Annotated in this window: 15 protein-coding genes; 2 read left to right on the forward strand and 13 right to left on the reverse strand. The window is 64.5% G+C overall.

The window, feature by feature from the left end; genetic code table 11:
• Positions 1-55 precede the first annotated feature (55 nt).
• On the forward strand, positions 56-1,093 hold the full coding sequence (locus HMPREF2690_RS03220) for an HNH endonuclease signature motif containing protein (RefSeq protein ID WP_141761188.1): 1,038 nt from the start codon (positions 56-58) through the stop codon (positions 1,091-1,093).
• A 72-nt stretch (positions 1,094-1,165) separates the two neighbouring features.
• Here the strand turns inward: HMPREF2690_RS03220 and pdxY are convergent, their stop codons facing one another.
• The 11 genes from pdxY to HMPREF2690_RS03275 form a co-directional block, all read right to left on the reverse strand.
• Positions 1,166-2,017 carry a pyridoxal kinase PdxY gene (pdxY, locus tag HMPREF2690_RS03225; RefSeq protein WP_070820178.1) on the reverse strand — a complete coding sequence of 284 codons (852 nt, stop codon included), beginning with the start codon at positions 2,015-2,017 and terminating at the stop codon, positions 1,166-1,168.
• 9 nt (positions 2,018-2,026) lie between these two features.
• Positions 2,027-3,091: a 2,3-butanediol dehydrogenase gene (locus HMPREF2690_RS03230; protein WP_070453562.1), complete on the reverse strand. Its 1,065-nt coding sequence runs from the start codon at positions 3,089-3,091 to the stop codon at positions 2,027-2,029.
• 30 nt (positions 3,092-3,121) lie between these two features.
• A complete protein-coding gene (locus tag HMPREF2690_RS03235; RefSeq protein ID WP_070421349.1) occupies positions 3,122-4,435 on the reverse strand; it encodes a hemolysin family protein in 1,314 nt (437 codons plus the stop codon).
• Positions 4,432-4,998: an rRNA maturation RNase YbeY gene (gene ybeY / locus HMPREF2690_RS03240; RefSeq protein WP_070484913.1), complete on the reverse strand. Its 567-nt coding sequence runs from the start codon at positions 4,996-4,998 to the stop codon at positions 4,432-4,434. Before ybeY ends, HMPREF2690_RS03235 begins: the two co-directional genes overlap by 4 nt.
• The gene (locus tag HMPREF2690_RS03245) at positions 4,995-6,017 is read right to left on the reverse strand and encodes a PhoH family protein (protein WP_070453572.1); all 1,023 of its coding nucleotides are present in this window, start codon (positions 6,015-6,017) and stop codon (positions 4,995-4,997) included. Before HMPREF2690_RS03245 ends, ybeY begins: the two co-directional genes overlap by 4 nt.
• An 11-nt stretch (positions 6,018-6,028) precedes the next feature.
• Positions 6,029-6,739, reverse strand: a complete 711-nt coding sequence (locus HMPREF2690_RS03250) for a 16S rRNA (uracil(1498)-N(3))-methyltransferase (RefSeq protein WP_070820179.1) — start codon at positions 6,737-6,739, stop codon at positions 6,029-6,031.
• On the reverse strand, positions 6,736-7,869 hold the full coding sequence (dnaJ, locus tag HMPREF2690_RS03255) for a molecular chaperone DnaJ (protein ID WP_070820180.1): 1,134 nt from the start codon (positions 7,867-7,869) through the stop codon (positions 6,736-6,738). Before dnaJ ends, HMPREF2690_RS03250 begins: the two co-directional genes overlap by 4 nt.
• Before the next feature lie 10 nt (positions 7,870-7,879).
• Entirely contained in the window at positions 7,880-8,896 is a 1,017-nt protein-coding gene (gene hrcA, locus HMPREF2690_RS03260) for a heat-inducible transcriptional repressor HrcA (RefSeq protein WP_070820234.1), read from the reverse strand.
• 7 nt (positions 8,897-8,903) lie between these two features.
• Positions 8,904-10,022 carry a radical SAM family heme chaperone HemW gene (gene hemW / locus HMPREF2690_RS03265; RefSeq protein WP_168167281.1) on the reverse strand — a complete coding sequence of 373 codons (1,119 nt, stop codon included), beginning with the start codon at positions 10,020-10,022 and terminating at the stop codon, positions 8,904-8,906.
• A 14-nt stretch (positions 10,023-10,036) separates the two neighbouring features.
• Positions 10,037-10,705, reverse strand: a complete 669-nt coding sequence (locus HMPREF2690_RS03270; protein WP_070421344.1) for a hypothetical protein — start codon at positions 10,703-10,705, stop codon at positions 10,037-10,039.
• Positions 10,706-10,790: 85 nt separating this feature from the next.
• On the reverse strand, positions 10,791-12,629 hold the full coding sequence (locus tag HMPREF2690_RS03275) for an AMP-dependent synthetase/ligase (RefSeq protein ID WP_083320299.1): 1,839 nt from the start codon (positions 12,627-12,629) through the stop codon (positions 10,791-10,793).
• Between HMPREF2690_RS03275 and malQ the strand changes: the two genes are divergently transcribed.
• Complete coding sequence (malQ, locus tag HMPREF2690_RS03280; protein WP_371326009.1) at positions 12,628-14,778, forward strand: 4-alpha-glucanotransferase; 2,151 nt, start codon at positions 12,628-12,630, stop codon at positions 14,776-14,778. The genes HMPREF2690_RS03275 and malQ overlap by 2 nt on opposite strands.
• Here malQ and HMPREF2690_RS03285 read toward each other — a convergent pair.
• Positions 14,775-15,047 carry a hypothetical protein gene (locus tag HMPREF2690_RS03285; protein ID WP_141761190.1) on the reverse strand — a complete coding sequence of 91 codons (273 nt, stop codon included), beginning with the start codon at positions 15,045-15,047 and terminating at the stop codon, positions 14,775-14,777. The two genes, malQ and HMPREF2690_RS03285, sit on opposite strands and share 4 nt — an antisense overlap.
• On the reverse strand, positions 15,048-16,064 hold the full coding sequence (locus HMPREF2690_RS03290; protein WP_141761191.1) for a trypsin-like serine protease: 1,017 nt from the start codon (positions 16,062-16,064) through the stop codon (positions 15,048-15,050).
• Between the last annotated feature and the right edge of the window lie 14 nt (positions 16,065-16,078).

The raw sequence follows: 16,078 nt of genomic DNA on the forward strand, positions 1-16,078 counted from the left end.
ACAGATTTTTTGTGGGGTCTTGTGGGGGTTGCGGTGGGTTTCTAGCGTCGGGTGCATGGATTTCATTGAGTTTTGTCAAGCGGGCGTGGGGATGCTCGCCGGGTTTTCTCGGGAGGCCGCAGTTGCAGCTGGCTTATCGACGACACGAGCGCGCGACCTCGCCCGCGTCTTCGATACGTACTATGGCCCGACCAAGTTCACGCGCAAGCAGGCTGATGCGCTGGCGTTGGCGGAGGGGTTGCCGATCGACCAGTTGGTGCTCATCGAGAAGAAGTTGGTTGTGGTGGCGTCGGCGGCTGAGCGGTGGCGCATCCGGTTGGATCTGGTGCGGCATCGTGGTTCGTTTCGCTCGCTGTCGAAGCGCATCAGCAGGCTGATCGACGTCCCCGTGACCGCCCCCAAACCTTCCTGCCGGTTCACCCGCTCCCGGGAGGGCATGCGTACCATGACGCTGACGTACAACGAGCGCGATCTGGCCGACTTGGAGCACACGCTGCGTTCCATGATCGATGAGGTTCGGCCGGCTGCGGAGCAGATGGCCGGCTCACTGTTCCGCCTGTTGCGCGAGGGCGGCGGGGTGCCGCGCGCGGCGCTGCGGCCGATGATTTTGGTGCCGATCCAGGCCTACACCCGCATCATGGACGGCTGCGGCGACGACGTCGAACTTGTACTTACCGACGGCACCACGATGACCGGCGCCGAGTTTCTCACCCGTGAGTTCGGCGACGTGCTCGAGGTGGCCGCCTTCCACCCGCAGAAAGGTGCGGTGAACCTGTACCGGACGCAGCGGCTGGCGAATGGGAAGCAGCGGACGATGTCGAAGTTGATGTCGCCAAGTTGTGCCTTCCCCGACTGCAGGCATTCCGCCGAAACCACCCAAACCCACCACATGCACGCCTGGAAGCACGGCGGGATGACCAACATGAACAACCTGGCGCAACTGTGCGCCTACCACAACGGGGTCAACGACGACGACCGGTGGCGGGCGATCCGCGGACACATCGACAACCCCAACGGGCGCATCTGCTGGATCGCACCCAACGGGACCGAAGTGCCCACCGTGACGGGGGCGATGGAGCTGCTGTTCGACTAATCGATTCACCCGGCCCCGAAAACGCGAAAAACCCGCCCGGGTGAGCGGGTGACGCGGTGTGCCTGAAACCGGTTAGAGGGCTTCGACCTCGAACTGGAGTTGCGGGTTGGCGTAAAACTCCTGGGCCTCGACCAACTGGAGCTCGTTCGCGTCGGCCTCGAAGGTCACGCGCAGCATGGCGTAGACCGAGGAGGCGGTCTTTGCCAACGCGTCCTTTGCGTCGTGGCTGCGCACGTAGTGGCCGGTAAACAGCGCTGCAGTAACATCGCCGGAGCCGTTGCGCTTAAACGGCAGGCGCGGGGTGCGCACGATCCACTTGCCGTTGTCGTCCACGGCGATCATCTCGATCGCATCCTCGGGCGTTTCGGGGCGCTCCACCGAAGTCACCAGCACGGTCGACGGGCCCATCTCACGGGCCGCGTCCACGGCGGCAAGGGTCGAATCCAGGTCGGTGACGTCGCGCTCGGTGAGGTAGCCCAACTCGAACTGGTTCGGCGTAATGATGTCCGCCGCCGGCACGATCGTCGAGCGGAACAGCGGCGGGATCGTATCCGCCACGAAGCAGCCCGACTTCGCCGACCCCATCACCGGATCGCACGCATAGAGCGCATCCGGGTTTTCAGCCTTGATGTCGCGCACGGTGCTGACGATCACGTCGGCGATTTCCGGGGAGGCCTGGTAGCCGGTGAGGATGGCGTCGATAAGCGGGAACGCATTGCGGTCGCGGATGCCCTTGAGCACCGCCGCAACGTCGGCGGCCGGAATGATCGGCCCCTCCCACGCACCATAACCCGTGTGATTGGAGTAGTTTACCGTGTACACCGGCCACACCTCGTGGCCGATGCGCTGCAAAGGAAAGACCGCCGCCGAGTTGCCAACATGGCCAAACGCGACGGCGGACTGGATCGAGAGAATATTGCTCATAGGAGCATTTTAGAGCTCCGGCGACACCAGAATCTTCACTGCGGTCTCGTTGCGGTTAATCAGGGTGTCAAAGCCCTCGTCGACGACACCGTCGAAACCGATCTTGCCGGTGATAAACGGCTTCAGATCAATCTTGCCGGACTCCACCAACTTGATGGTCTGCGGGTGATCGTGGGCGTAGCCGATGATGCCGCGGATGGTCAGTTCCTTCATCACGAGCGCGTGGATGTCCAGCTCGGCCTTCTTCGACCAGATGGACTCGACGACCAGGGTGCCCTTGAGCTTGAGGCAGTCGATCAGCTGGTCGAGCACAACGTTGACGGAGGTGCACTCGAATGCGACGTCGACGCCCTTGCCGTCGGTGATCTTTTCGATCTCTGCCTTGAGGTCGGTTGCGCTCGGGTCGATCGCGTAGTCTGCGACACCTGCGTCGAGCGCCTTCTGGCGACGCAGCTCGGAGAGCTCAGAGACGATGACGGTCAGGCCGTATGCCTTCGCCACAGCTGCGGTCAGCACGCCGATCGGGCCAGCGCCACCGATGAGGGCGACGTCGCCTTCCTTCGCCTCAGACGCAACGAATGCGTGGTGGGCGACGGACAGCGGCTCGATGAGCGCAGCCTCGTCGAGCGGAACATCGTTGGAAATCGGGTGAACCCAGCGACGCTGCACAGCGATCTTCTCGGAGAGGCCGCCGCCACCACCTGCGAGGCCGATGAAGTTCACGTCCGGGTGGAGGTTGTACGGGCCCGGCTCCTTCGGGTCGACGTCGTCCGGCAGGACGTACGGCTCGACGACAACGTGCTGGCCGACCTCGAGGTCGTCGACACCCTCGCCGAGCGCCGAAACAACGCCGGAGAACTCGTGGCCGAGGGTGATCGGCGGCTCCTCACCGGTGATGGGGTGCGGATGGCCAGGCTTCGGGCAGAAGATCGGGCCTTCGAGGTACTCGTGCAGGTCAGTGCCGCAGATGCCGCACCAGGCGACGTCGATGAGCACCTCTCCCTTGCCTGCAACCGGGGCGTCGATTTCCTCGACGCGGATGTCCTTCTGGCCGTAGTAGCGAACTGCTCGCATGGTGGAACTCCTTTCGGTTGGTTACAGGTGCTACGATACCCCGTTTTCGGGTTCCTCGCCGACCGCAACCAGCACGGTGCGGGTCTTGATGCGTCCGCGTCGGTCGCGGCCGCCTTCTGCGGTGTAGCGGATGCCGTCGCGAAGAATGGAGGCGCCGGGAAGGGGCACGCGGCCGAGTTCGTACGACAGCAGGCCGGCGACGGTGTCCACATTGTCGACGACCTCCTCCGAGTACTCCAGCGTGTAGTCGAGGTGGTCGGCGAGGTAGTGCACGAGGTCGTCGAGAGGCAGGCGCGCTTGGACGCGGAAGACGCGCTCGTCGATTTCTTCGATGGGGGCTTCTTCATCCTCGTCGTATTCGTCGGTGATCTCGCCGACGATTTCTTCAAGAAGGTCTTCCATGGTGAGCAGGCCTGCGACGTTGCCGAACTCGTCGATAACCACCGCGATGTGGGTGTTCTGCTGCTGCATCGCGCGCAACAGCAGGTCGAGCGGCTTGGAGTCCGGGATGAACATCGGTTGGCGCATCAACTCGGTCAGTGGCGTGTTCGGGTCGACGGGCGCGCCGCGGTCGGTGAACATGTCTTTGAGGTAGGCGACGCCGATGATTTCGTCGACATTTTCGCCGATAACGGGCACGCGGGAGTGGCCGGAGCGCACCATGAGTGCGGTGGCTTGGCGGGCGAGTTTTTCGCCTTCGATCCATACCATTTCGGGTCGCGGAACCATGACTTGGCGTGCGGTGGTGGAGGCGAGGTCGAAGATGTTTTGGATCATGCGGCCTTCGGTGGTTTCCACCACGCCTTTTTCTTGGGCGACTTCGACCATTTCGCGCAGTTCGATTTCGGTGGCGTATGGCCCGTTGCGGAAGTCTTCGCCGGGGTGGAACAGGTTGCCGATCCAGATGAGCAGTTTCGCCACTGGTCCGAGCACGGTGTGGAAGATGTGCAGGCCTTGGGCGGCTTTGAGCGAGATGGTGTACGGGTTGCGTTTGCCGGCGGTGCGTGCGAACACGCCGATGATGGAAAATTGCAGCAGCGTGACGACGATTACCGCCACCGCAATCGCCCACGCATCTGACGCGATGACGTCCATGGCCAGCATCGCCGCCGAGACTGCCGCCATAACGTCTAAGACGGTGCGCAGCAGCACGAGGGTGTTGATGTGATTCGCGCGATTTTCGACGACGCGCAGCAACGCATCTGCACCCGGCGTCTCATCCTTGACCATGCCTTCCACGCGGGCACGCGAGATGGGTGCCAGGGCGGATTCGACGGAGCCGAGCAGGCCGGAGAGCAGTAGCGCAACGACGGTGATCGTTGCGAAGGTGATGGTGAGTGTCACTCGGCGCCCTTCATCAGCTTGTCTAGCTCGTCGCGGTCAGCTGCGGACGGGAAGGCGTGCGGGCCGGTCGGCTTCGGCTGGTATGCCACCCCGCGGCGGGCCAGGTCGTCGTACCAGTCGGCGAGGATCTCGTTTTGCAGCGCGAACATTTCCCGCTCGTCTTTCGGCTCGATGTGGTCGTAGCCGAGCAGGTGCAGCACGCCGTGGACGGTCAGCAGCGCCATTTCGTGGGCGAGGTCGTGGCCGGCCATCTCGGCCTGTTTGCGGTCGTAGGCCGGGCACAGGATGATGTCGCCGAGCATCGCGGGCCCCGGCATGTCGGCGTCGGGCCGTCCCCCACCCGGGGTGAGTTCGTCCATGGGGAAGCTCATCACGTCGGTGGGGCCTTCGAGGTCCATCCAGCGGACGTGGAGGTCGGCCATGGTGGCTTCGTCGACAAGCGTGATGGTTGCTTCGGTGTCGGGGTGGACGTCCATGGTGCGTAGGGCGTAGGAGGCGACGTCGATAAGCATTTGCTCGTTGACTTCCGCCTCGCCGGACTCGTTTAAGACTTCAATGCTCACTGCGCTGCCTCCGCTTCGCGCTCTGCTTCAATCTTCTGCTGCCGCTTTTCGTAGCGCAGCGCGTTCTGGGCATCGTGGTGGTCGTAGGCGGCCACGATGCGGGAAATCAGGTGGTGGCGCACAACGTCGTCGGCGCGCATCTCCTGGAACGAAATGTCCGGAATGTCGCTCAAGATACGACGCGCCACACGCAGGCCCGAGACGGTGCCGCGCGGCAGATCCACCTGAGAGGTGTCACCCGTAACCACCATCTTTGAGCCAAACCCGAGGCGGGTGAGGAACATCTTCATCTGCGCCCCGGTGGTGTTCTGGGCCTCGTCAAGGATGACGAACGCGTCCGACAGGGTGCGCCCGCGCATGTAGGCCAGGGGCGCGACCTCGATGATGCCGGCCTCGATGAGTTTCGGGATGGCCTCTGGGTCCATCATGTCGCGCAGCGAGTCGTACAGCGGGCGCAGGTACGGGTCGATCTTGTCGGAAAGCGTACCGGGCAAAAAGCCGAGTTTCTCGCCGGCCTCTACGGCGGGACGCGTCAGGATGATGCGTTTGACCTGCTTGTTCTGCAGCGCCTGCACCGCCTTCGCCACCGCAAGGTACGTCTTGCCGGATCCGGCCGGACCGATGCCGAACGTGATGGTGTTGTCGTCGATCGCATCCACATAGCGGCGCTGACCGGCAGTCTTCGGGCGAATAACCTTGCCGCGCCGCGCAATGATCTCCTCGCCGAGGATGTCCGCGACCGAGCCGGGGGCTTCCATCTCCATGAGTTTCACCGCCTCCACGACGGTGTCAGGGCGAAGCGGCACCCCGCGTCGCGCCATGGACTCCAGCTCCTCTACCACGCGCAGCGCGTGCGCCACGTGGGCGGCCGTGCCGCGCACCGACAAGGTGGTGCCGCGGGCGTGGAAACTCACGTCCAGATAGCGGTCCAGCAGTTGGAGGTTGTTGTCGTTGATGCCGAGGACGGATTGTGCGTACGCCGAGTCGAGTTCGACCTTGCGCGTCACCATTTCTTCCATGTGCGTTTACCCTACCAGCGGTTTGTCAGCGCGCCGATCGCGCTGAGCGCCGCGAACGCTGCTGTTGCGGTGCGCAGGACTTCGGGGCCGAGTTTCACGGCGTCCGCGCCGAGCAGTTCGAGTTCGTCTTGCCCGATGCCGCCTTCGGGGCCGACGATGAGCCAGACGTCCTCGCCGAAGGTGACCTCACGCAGCGGCACGGTCGCATCCTCGTGGAGTACAAGCGCGTGACCCTCGTTCCTCGGGTCACGGAGGAGATCGGACAACTGGTTTGTGGTCACCGGCTCGTGGATCTGCGGCACCCACGCGCGGCGCGCCTGCTTCGCGCTCGCCAGCGCTTGCGAGCGCCACTTCTCCACCTGCTTCGCCTGCTTGTTCGCCGGCCAGCGCGCAATCGTGCGGTGCGAAATCCACGGCACGATTCGATCCGCCCCGCCCTGCACGGCGAGGTCGACGGCGAGTTCGGCGCGCTCGCTTTTCGGGATCGCCTGCACGACCGTCACGCGCGGTGTGGGACGCTCCACGAACTCATGCCTATCGACGACCCCCTCAACCCTTGAGGCATCCACCCGCGTGACGGTGACTTCGGCCTGGTTGCCGGTGCCGTCGAAAAGCATGATGCGCTCACCCGGCTGGATGCGCTTGACGTGGGCGTGTTTGGCCTCGGGGCCTTCGATGATGCCGGAGGTGGGGTCGTCGCTAAGAAAATAGGGCAGGCTCATCGGCGGAAACGATCACGCATCCGGGAGAAGAAACCATCACCGTGCTCGCCGCCCTCAGAGTGGACCTTAGGGTCCTCCGGGTGGCCGGCGCGCAGGTCCTCAAGGGCTGCACGCTCCTCGTTGGACAGCGCGGTGGGCACAGTGACCTCGATATGCGCGATCATGTCGCCGGTGCCCTCCTGGCGCAGGCGCGGCATGCCCTCGCCGGACAGGACAACGCGGTCGTCCGGCTGGGTGCCTGCGGGCACCTCGATGCGGGTCTCATCGCCGGTAAGGTTTTCCACGGTGAGTTCGGTGCCCAGTGCCGCGTCGTACATGGGCACGGTCAGGCGCAGGTGCAGGTCGTTATTGTCGCGCACAAACACCGGGTGCGGCTCGACGTGCACCTCGACGTAGAGGTCACCGGCAGGGCCGCCGCCGTGGCCGACCTCGCCCTGGTCCGCCATGCGGATGCGCATGCCGTTATTAATGCCGGCCGGGATGTTGACCACCAGGTCGCGGGAAGCACGTACGCGGCCGTCGGCGGCGCACTGGGCGCACGGGTCGGTGATCACTTCGCCGAAGCCATGGCACTTGTGGCACTCGCGGGTGGTCATCACATTGCCCAGGAAAGACTGCTGCATCTCCTGGACCGCGCCGTGGCCCTGGCACACGTCACAGGTGACCGGCTTAGCCCCTGACTTAGAGCCGGAGCCGTGGCACTTGTCGCACAGCACCGCCGTATCGACGGTGACGTCCTGCTTCACGCCCGTGAACGCCTCCGCGAGCGTGATCGAGGTGCGCAGGAGCGCGTCGTTGCCCGGCTGCACGCGCGAGCGCGGCTGGCGAGCACCACCACCGCCGCCGAAGAACGCCTCGAAGATATCGCCGAGGCCACCTCCGCCAAAACCGGCGCCGCCCATGCCGCCGCCGGCCTCCATCGGGTCGCCGCCACGGTCCACGATGGAACGCTTCTGCGGATCCAGCAGCACCTCTTGCGCTGCCGCGATCTCCGCGAACTTCTCGGCAGCTTCCTCGGACGGGTTCACGTCCGGGTGGTATTTGCGTGCGAGCTTGCGGTACGCCCGTTTAATTTCCTGCTCGGTGGCGTCCTTGTCCACGCCGAGGATGCCGTAGTAATCGCGAGCCATATCTTCCCTTCTATTCACCCCGCAGTGTGCGGCTGATGTAACGAGCCACGGTGGCAACCTTCTGCATGGTACCGGGGTAGTCCATGTGGGTTGGACCGACTACCCCGAGGCCGCCGAGTGCTGCATCGCCTGCCCCGTACGCTGTTGTAACAATTGAGGCGCTGGATAATTCCTCGTCTTCGTTTTCGCGGCCGATGCGCACGGAGACACGTTCGAGTTCTTGGGCGCCGGCGAGCAGTTTCAGTACGACAACTTGCTGCTCGAGGGCGTCGATGACGTCCTGGAGGCCGCCGGAGGGCACGAGCAGGTTTGAGGAGCCTGCGATGATGAGGCGGTCGGGGGCGGCGTCGACAAGTGTGGTGATGAGCACTTCGGCGGCGCGCGTGGTGGGTTCGGTCAGGTGCGGCGGGGCGCTGACCGCCACGCCGGCGAGTGAGGCGGAGGCGTCGCGCATGTTCTTGCCCACAAGTGCGTCGTTGAGGATGTCGCGAAGGATGCGCACGCCGTCGTCGCCAATTGGCGCGGCGAGATCAACGTTGCGTTGGTCGACGCGCCCGGCGTCGGTGATGAGCACGAGCAGCAGGCGCGTTGGTGTGAGTTCGACAACCTCACAGTGCTTCACCCGCGAGGCGGACAGGTTAGGCAACTGCACCACGGCCGCCTGGTTGGTCAGTTGGGAAAGCAGTTGGACGGAGCGGCGCAGCACGTCTTCGAGGTCCACGCCGTCTTCGAGGAAGTCCAGAATCGCGTGGCGCTCAGCAGCGGACAGCGGCTTGACGTCGTGCAGCGCGTCGACAAACTTGCGGTAGCCGGCCTCGGTCGGGATGCGCCCGGATGAGGCGTGCGTCTGCGAGATGTAGCCCTGCTGCTCAAGCACCGCCATGTCGTTGCGGATCGTCGCCGACGACACCCCCATGTTGTGCCGCTCCACCAGTGCTTTGGATCCGACGGGTTCTTGGCTGGCGATGTAGTCCGCCACGATCGCCCGCAGCACCTTTTGGCGCCGCTCGTCTGCTGCGCTCATGATCGCCTCCTTACTCGGCTGCCAGGATATCGGTGATGATGCCGTCTGCAAGCAGTCTGCCGGTATCCGTCACGCGCAAGCGCTCTCCCCGCTCTAGGAGCCCCGCGCGCACATGCTTATCGACGACCCCACGCGCCCGCTCCCCAACCCACCCGGCCGGAATCCCCTCACGCAGGCGAAGCCCGAGCATGATCGCCTCCATGTGGGCTTCGTCTGCGGTGATGGTTTCGGTGTCCTGGATGGGCAGGGTGTCGTCGTGAAGCAACTGTGCGTAGCGCTCGGGGCGCTTGACGTTGAAGAAGCGCATCCCGTCAATGAAGCTGTGCGCGCCGGGGCCTGCGCCCCACCAATTCTGGTTGTGCCAGTAGATGAGGTTGTGGCGACACTCGCCGCCGGGTTTGGCCCAGTTGGAGACCTCGTACCAGTCGTATCCGTTGCCCTCCAGCGTTGCGGCGATGATCTCGTAGCGGTCCGCGTAGACGTCCTCTTGTGGCGCGGGCAGTTCGCCGCGGCGGATCTTGCGCGCCATGGCGGTGCCATCTTCCACGATGAGCGAATACGCGCTGACGTGGTCGACGCCGGTTGCAAGGATGGCATCCAGGGTGCGGCGCACGTCGTCGTCGGTTTCGGTGGGCGTGCCGTAGATCATGTCCAGGTTCACGTGCTCGAACCCGGCGGAAAGTGCCTCGCGGGCGGCGGCGACGGCGCGGCCCGGGGTGTGCTGGCGGTCTAGGACTTTCAACACCGGCGTGGAGGCGGACTGCATGCCGAGCGAGACGCGCGTAAAGCCAGCATCGCGCAGGCCCGCGAAGTAGTCGGAGCTGGTGGATTCCGGATTGGACTCGGTGGTGATCTCCGCGCCGGCCACGATGCCGAAGGTGTTGCGGATGGCGCCCAGGATGCGGCCGAGGCCTTGCGCGCCGAGCAGGCTCGGGGTGCCGCCGCCGATGAACACGGTTTGGGCTTCCGGCAGGCCGCGGGCGGCGGCGAGCTCGAGTTCGCGCTCCAGCGCGTCGAGGTACTGCGCGTGCGAGGAATCCACCTCGGTGGGTGTGTAGGTGTTGAAGTCACAGTAGCCGCAGCGCGTCGCACAAAACGGCACGTGGATGTACACGCCGAAGGAATCCATCACGGAACCCCCACCTAAGCCCCGCGCAGGGAACGCTTCGCCGCCACCTTCGCCACAATGCGGTCGATGCGGGCGCGCTCCTCCAAAAACTCCGGCGGGTTGGATCCGCGCATCGTGCGTACGAACGCCGGGTGGTCCAAGCAGACGGTTTCCACCCAGCCGATCACGGCTTCCTCGACGATCTCACCGACCCGCGCGTACAGGTGCGGAAGCGACACCACGCCGAGTTCGCGGGCGACCATGTCAGTCTGCTCGAGGGTGAAGGAGACGATCTCCTCCAAGTGCTGCACCACCAGTTCGGTGCGGCCGACGAGCGCGTCGTGCATCGTCTGCACCGAAAATGGTGCTTGCAGCGGGAAGAGGTCTTTGAGGCCGGCGGCGTCGAGAAGTTCAGGCTGCGGGATACGCTCCTCCGGGCGGACCCCCACCGACAAGTAGCCGGCGGCGCGGCCCGAGGTCAGCGCTTGGCGCAGGCCGATTAACTCGGCGACGATGCGGCGGGCGTCCTGGCGGGCGTCGTCGACAATCTCCTCGAACTCTGCCAGGCAATCTTCAGTGAGCTCACCGTCATAGTCCGCAATCGACTCGGCGACGTGCTCGATGTACTCCGCAACCTCGTCGCCGATGTTGTAAATCTCCTGGGTAAGTTCACGGTGACGCAGCACGGCTGCAGTTTTGTGCACGGCGTGAACCCCCTTAAAACGAACTGTGGAAGTGACAAATTGGGATGCTATGTCACACCGCGAGCCGATGAGGGTAGGCGCGCCGTTAACGCTGATACAGCTTGTCGATGTCCTCCTGGAAGCGCTGGAACACCACATTGCGCTTCACCTTCATCGTCGGCGTCATCTCGTCGTGCTGCTCCGACAGGTCGCGGTCGAGGATGCGGAACTTCTTAATCGCCTCCGCGCGCGAGACGGTCGCGTTTGCCATGTTCACCGCGTCTTGCACCTCGGCGCGCAACGCCGGGTCCTGCGCCAGATCCGACACCTTCTTGTTCGCCGGGATGTTGTGGTTCGCCTTCCAGCGCTTCAGTTCCTCCTCGTCGAGGGTGACCAGCACGCCGACGAACGGTTTACCGTCGCCGACCACCAACGCGTTAGAGATCAGCGGGTGCTGGCGGATGATCTCCTCCATCGGTCCCGGGGAGATGTTCTTGCCGCCGGCGGTGACGATGAGGTCCTTCTTGCGGCCGGTGATGGACACGAAGCCGTCTTCGTCGACCTCGCCAAGATCGCCGGTGTTGAACCAGCCGTCCGTGAGCGCTTCCTCGGTCGCGGCCGGGTTGCGCCAGTACTTGGAGAACACGCCGGGGCCTTTAAATTCGATCTCGCCGTCGTCGTTGATCCGCACCGAATAGCCGTTGACAGGGCGCCCGACGGTGCCGATCTTGTTGCTGTGCGCGTTGTTCACACACGCCGCAGCGCACGTTTCGGTCAGCCCGTAGCCTTCGTAGATCGGCACGCCCATGCCGCGGAAGAAGTGCGACAGGTCCGAGCTCATCGCCGACCCGCCGGTGATGCCGTACCAGACGGAACCACCCATGGCCTCCTTGATCTTGGCGTAGACCAGTTTGTCGTAGAGCTTCACCTTCGCCTTTTGCACGCGCGACGGGCCGTCCGGCGTATCCAGCGCCTTGGAGTACTCAATCGCGGCCTTTTCGGCCTCCAAGAAGACACGTTTGCCAATCGCGGAGCCATCCGCGGCCTTGTTGTACGCACCCTCGCGCACCTTTTCAAACACGCGCGGCACGCCAATGACCAGGTTGGGACGTGCGCGCTGCAGCTCCACGGTCAACGTCGAAGTATCCGACCAGTGCGACTGGGTAGCGCCCGAAATCGTCCACGCCAGCGCCACCGCGCGCGCAAGCACGTGCGCCAGCGGCAAAAACGTCACCATGCGCTGGCCAGGGAAGGACACGGAGCCGATCTCGTTTTCCAGCAGCGCCCACGCCTGGTACGCCCAGTTGCCGTGGGTGATCTCCACACCTTTGGGGCGGCCGGTGGTGCCGGAGGTGTACACGATGGAGCCCAGATCGGGGTGGCGGGTGGCGGCAACGCGGTCGTCGATAAGCGATTGCTCCACCTCGCGGCCCTCAAACTTGATCTGCTCCACGGCGGCCGAGTTGAACTCGTAGATGCGCTGCAACTGCGAGGTCGAGTCGGCCATGCGCGGGGTGCCGTCCTCGCCGAGGAGGAACGGGCTCATGAGCATCGTGTGGTCGCGCGTTTCCGTGAACGCGATTTTCGCGCCGGAGTCTTCGAGGATCCACTGGATTTGGTGCATCGAGGACGACGGGTAGATTGGCACGGATGCGGCGCCGGCGGCCCAGATGGCGAAGTCGAGCAGCGCCCACTCGTAGCGCGTGCTGGACAGGATGGCCACGCGGTCGCCGGGCTCGATACCTGCGGCGATCAGCCCCTTGGCCACGTCGTAGACCTCTTGCAGGAACTCCCCTGCCGTCACGGAGACCCATTCGTAGTTGCGGGGCCGCGAGAACAGCACGAGGTGCGGGTGCTTCTCGCACATTTCGATGAGTCGGCTCAGGCACGTCTCCGTGTCGTTGAGGGTGAATCCAAGTTCCGTCGTGTGAGAAGTCGATGGCATGGTGCCCAACATTACCGACGTTTTGGCAGAATGCGGAAGCGTGACCAACGTGGAACTGCTGCACGCCCTTGCCGAGTCGTATGGCTTCGGCACCTCCTACCGCGCGACTGACGGGAAGATGGTGTCGCCGCCGCCGGCGTCGTTTGTCGCGTTGTTGCGGGCGTTGGGGCTTTCGCTTGACGACGACCCCACCGACGAGGAACTCCACTTCCACCTCGATGCCCGGCGCGAACACTGGGCCACGCGCCCCTTGCCGCCGACGGTGGTGGCGACGCAGGGCCGCGAGCAGCATTTCAACGTGCATGTGCACGACGGGCACCCGGCGCATTGTTGGATCCGGCTGGAGGATGGTTCCTCGCGGGATTGCTACCAGGATGAGAATTGGGCGCCGCCGCATACGGCTTCGGACGGTGTGGTGTGGGGCGAGGCGACGTTCCATACGCCTGGGGATCTGCCGCCGGGCTGGCACGAGCTGCACTTGGAGTCGGACAATTTTGATGCGGTATGCACGTTGCTCGTGGTGCCCGATTGCTTGTCGACGAACTCCGCCGTGGTCCAGCACCCTGTCTGGGGTGTGATGGCGCAGTTGTATTCGGTGCGCTCTGCGTCCTCGTGGGGGTTGGGTGATTTTGGGGACCTGGCGTTGTTGGCGGAGACGGTTGCCGCGCAGGGGGCCGATTATCTGCTGATCAACCCGGTGCACGCCGCCCAGCCGGTCCCGCCCGTGGAGAACTCACCGTATCTGCCTACTTCGCGTCGGTTTATTAACCCGCTCTACATCGCGGTGGAGCAGGTGCCGGAGTTCGAGCTGGTCGATGGTGATCTTCGTGCAGCGATCGCCGAATTGGCCGCGCCGTTGAAGGCCTTGAATACCTCGCCGGCGCCCCTGGATCGCGACCGTGTGTTCGCCGCGAAGTTGGCGGCGCTGCGCGAGCTGTTCTGGGCCTCGCAGGCCGATAAGTCGCGCACCCACGACTTTGAGCTGTTCTGTCTGGACGAGGGCGAGGGCCTGCGCGAGTTTGCCACCTGGTGTGCTGCGCAGGCCGCCGAGTCGGAGCAGCGTCCGGAGCATCACCCGGAGCATCGCTCGCGGCACGCCGGCGACGACATCGAGGACCTCGTGCAGTTCTACATGTGGCTGCAGTTCATCGCCGACGAGCAGCTGCGCCTCGCCCAGGAGCGCGCGACAGCGGCCGGGATGTCGATCGGCATCATGACGGACCTTGCGGTGGGCATCCACCCTGGCGGCGCGGACGCGGCGACACTGCGCGAGGTGTTGGTGTCCGATGCGTCGGTGGGAGCTCCCCCGGACCAGTACTCGCAAAAAGGCCAAGACTGGTCGCAGCCGCCGTGGAACCCGCAGCAACTCGCCGAGTCCGGCTACGGGCCGTGGCGCGACCTGCTGCGCACAGCGCTGCGCCACAGTGGCGGCATCCGCGTCGACCACGTGCTCGGACTGTTCCGCCTGTTCTGGGTGCCGCGCGCCGGCACACCCGCTGGCGGGGTGTACATGAACTACGACTTTGAGGCCATGGTGGGCACCCTCGTGTTGGAGGCGCAGCGCGCCGGGGCAGTCGTCGTCGGCGAGGACTTAGGCACGTTCGAGCCGTGGGTGCAGGACTTCCTGCGCGACAAGGGCATTTTGGGCACCTCGGTGCTGTGGTTCGAATCCATCCCGCCGGGTCTGCCGCGCCCCTCGCAGCAGTACCGCCACCTGGCGCTTACGGCTGTGGGCACGCACGACCTGCCGCCCACCGCTGGCTACCTCAAGGGTGCACACAACGAATTGCGCCATGAGCTTGGGCTTGTCGACGACCCCGTGGAGCACCTCAACGCCACCGACCGCATCTGGATCGACCAGGTGCTTGGCCTCGCGCGGGAGGAAGGTGCGCTTACCGGCGACGACGAAAAGGCACTGATCACGGGACTGACTCGCTTCGTCGCCTCCACCCCATCGGCGATGACGTGTACGAACCTGGTGGACATGGTTGGCGACGAGCGCATTCAAAACCAGCCCGGCACCAACGGCGAGCAGTACACCAACTGGCGCATGCCGCTTTGCGACGCCACCGGCACCCCCGTGCTCATCGAACACCTACCGGAGATGGAGTTGTTTAAGGCGGTGGCGGAGGCGTCGATACGCAACTAAAGCGCGCCGATCACCGCAGCAACAATGACAAGAGCGATGAGCACCCACATTGCTTGGGTCACCCGCGACTGCGGGTACTTACGCTGCGGCTTGGGCAGCTGTTGATCCTGCTTGCGCAGCTCTTCAGGGTTGGCCATGGTGCCCAAGCCTAGACCGAGCCGGTCGACGACCCAAAGCAGCACATAGGACACCGCCGCGCACGCCGGCAGCGCCAGCACCACAATCAGCGGCACCTGCAACCACGGGCTCAACCCCATTATCCAGCCCATTTAGACCGCTTTCAACGCCATCATCACGATCGGGCTCACCGCGGCAACAACCACCAAAATGCCGATAATGATCCCGATAACTTGCGACGCCGACGGGCCCGACGGCGCCTGCTCCACCGCCTTCTGCCTTGGTGCCACCGTCGGCACACTCGTCGGCGTCGCGGCACCAGACTCAAACGTCGCCTGCGCAGGCGTCCTTCGCGGCACCAAGGTCGGCGTCAACGTGATCGTGCCACCCGGCGGGTTGGTGATCGTCGTGGAGTAGCGCAGCGAATACTGGTACTCCAAAAAGTCGTCGACCTGCTCCTCCCCGTACACCGGGCCACTGTCGAGCGAACTGGCGCGCTGGAACCCAATCAACTGATGGTTATCCTCGCCCGCGACATAGTTCGCGCCCGAGATCACCCCCACCAGGCCGCGGCCCGGGATGTACACCGGCCCACCGGAGTCACCTGGCACCGGCATCTTCGGCGCGTCGAAGTACGTGGTGTTTTCAACCGTGCCGACGAACTTGCCGCACGTCGAGGCATCCGAGCGCCCATGGGTGGAGTACCCGCGGAAGCAGATCGTGTCGGTGCTGCTGATCTTTTCCACCGGTATAACCGTCCCGCCATACGGGTTGCCGCCAACACGAACGTCTTCGAACCAGTAGATCACCGCCCAGTCGTTGGCGGACGTCTTCGGCGAATACGCCCGCGCGGGGAAGATCAACCCTGCGGGCTCGTCGATTTGTTTGCCGGCGCTATCTGCAAGGTAGACCAGCGCACCCTGGGGGAAGTACTGCTCGTTTTGTACCACGCAGTGGGCGGCGGTGTAACTACGACGGTGCTCGACGTCGTTGAAACCAAGCGTGCAGGCAGTGAGGCGGTCCGAGCCTAAATTATCGACGAAAATCCGCCCACCCTGCGCCGCATTCAACGCAGGCGAAGCAGGCGCGACTGCAGGAACCACCGACGCCGCAAGCGTCGTGGCAACCACCGCAGCCGCGCACCAATGCTTCACACTTCCGCGGGACATGCCGCCAGCGTAGC

It is taken from the genome of Corynebacterium sp. HMSC034E11, from assembly GCF_001835905.1.
Taxonomy (GTDB): domain Bacteria; phylum Actinomycetota; class Actinomycetes; order Mycobacteriales; family Mycobacteriaceae; genus Corynebacterium; species Corynebacterium coyleae.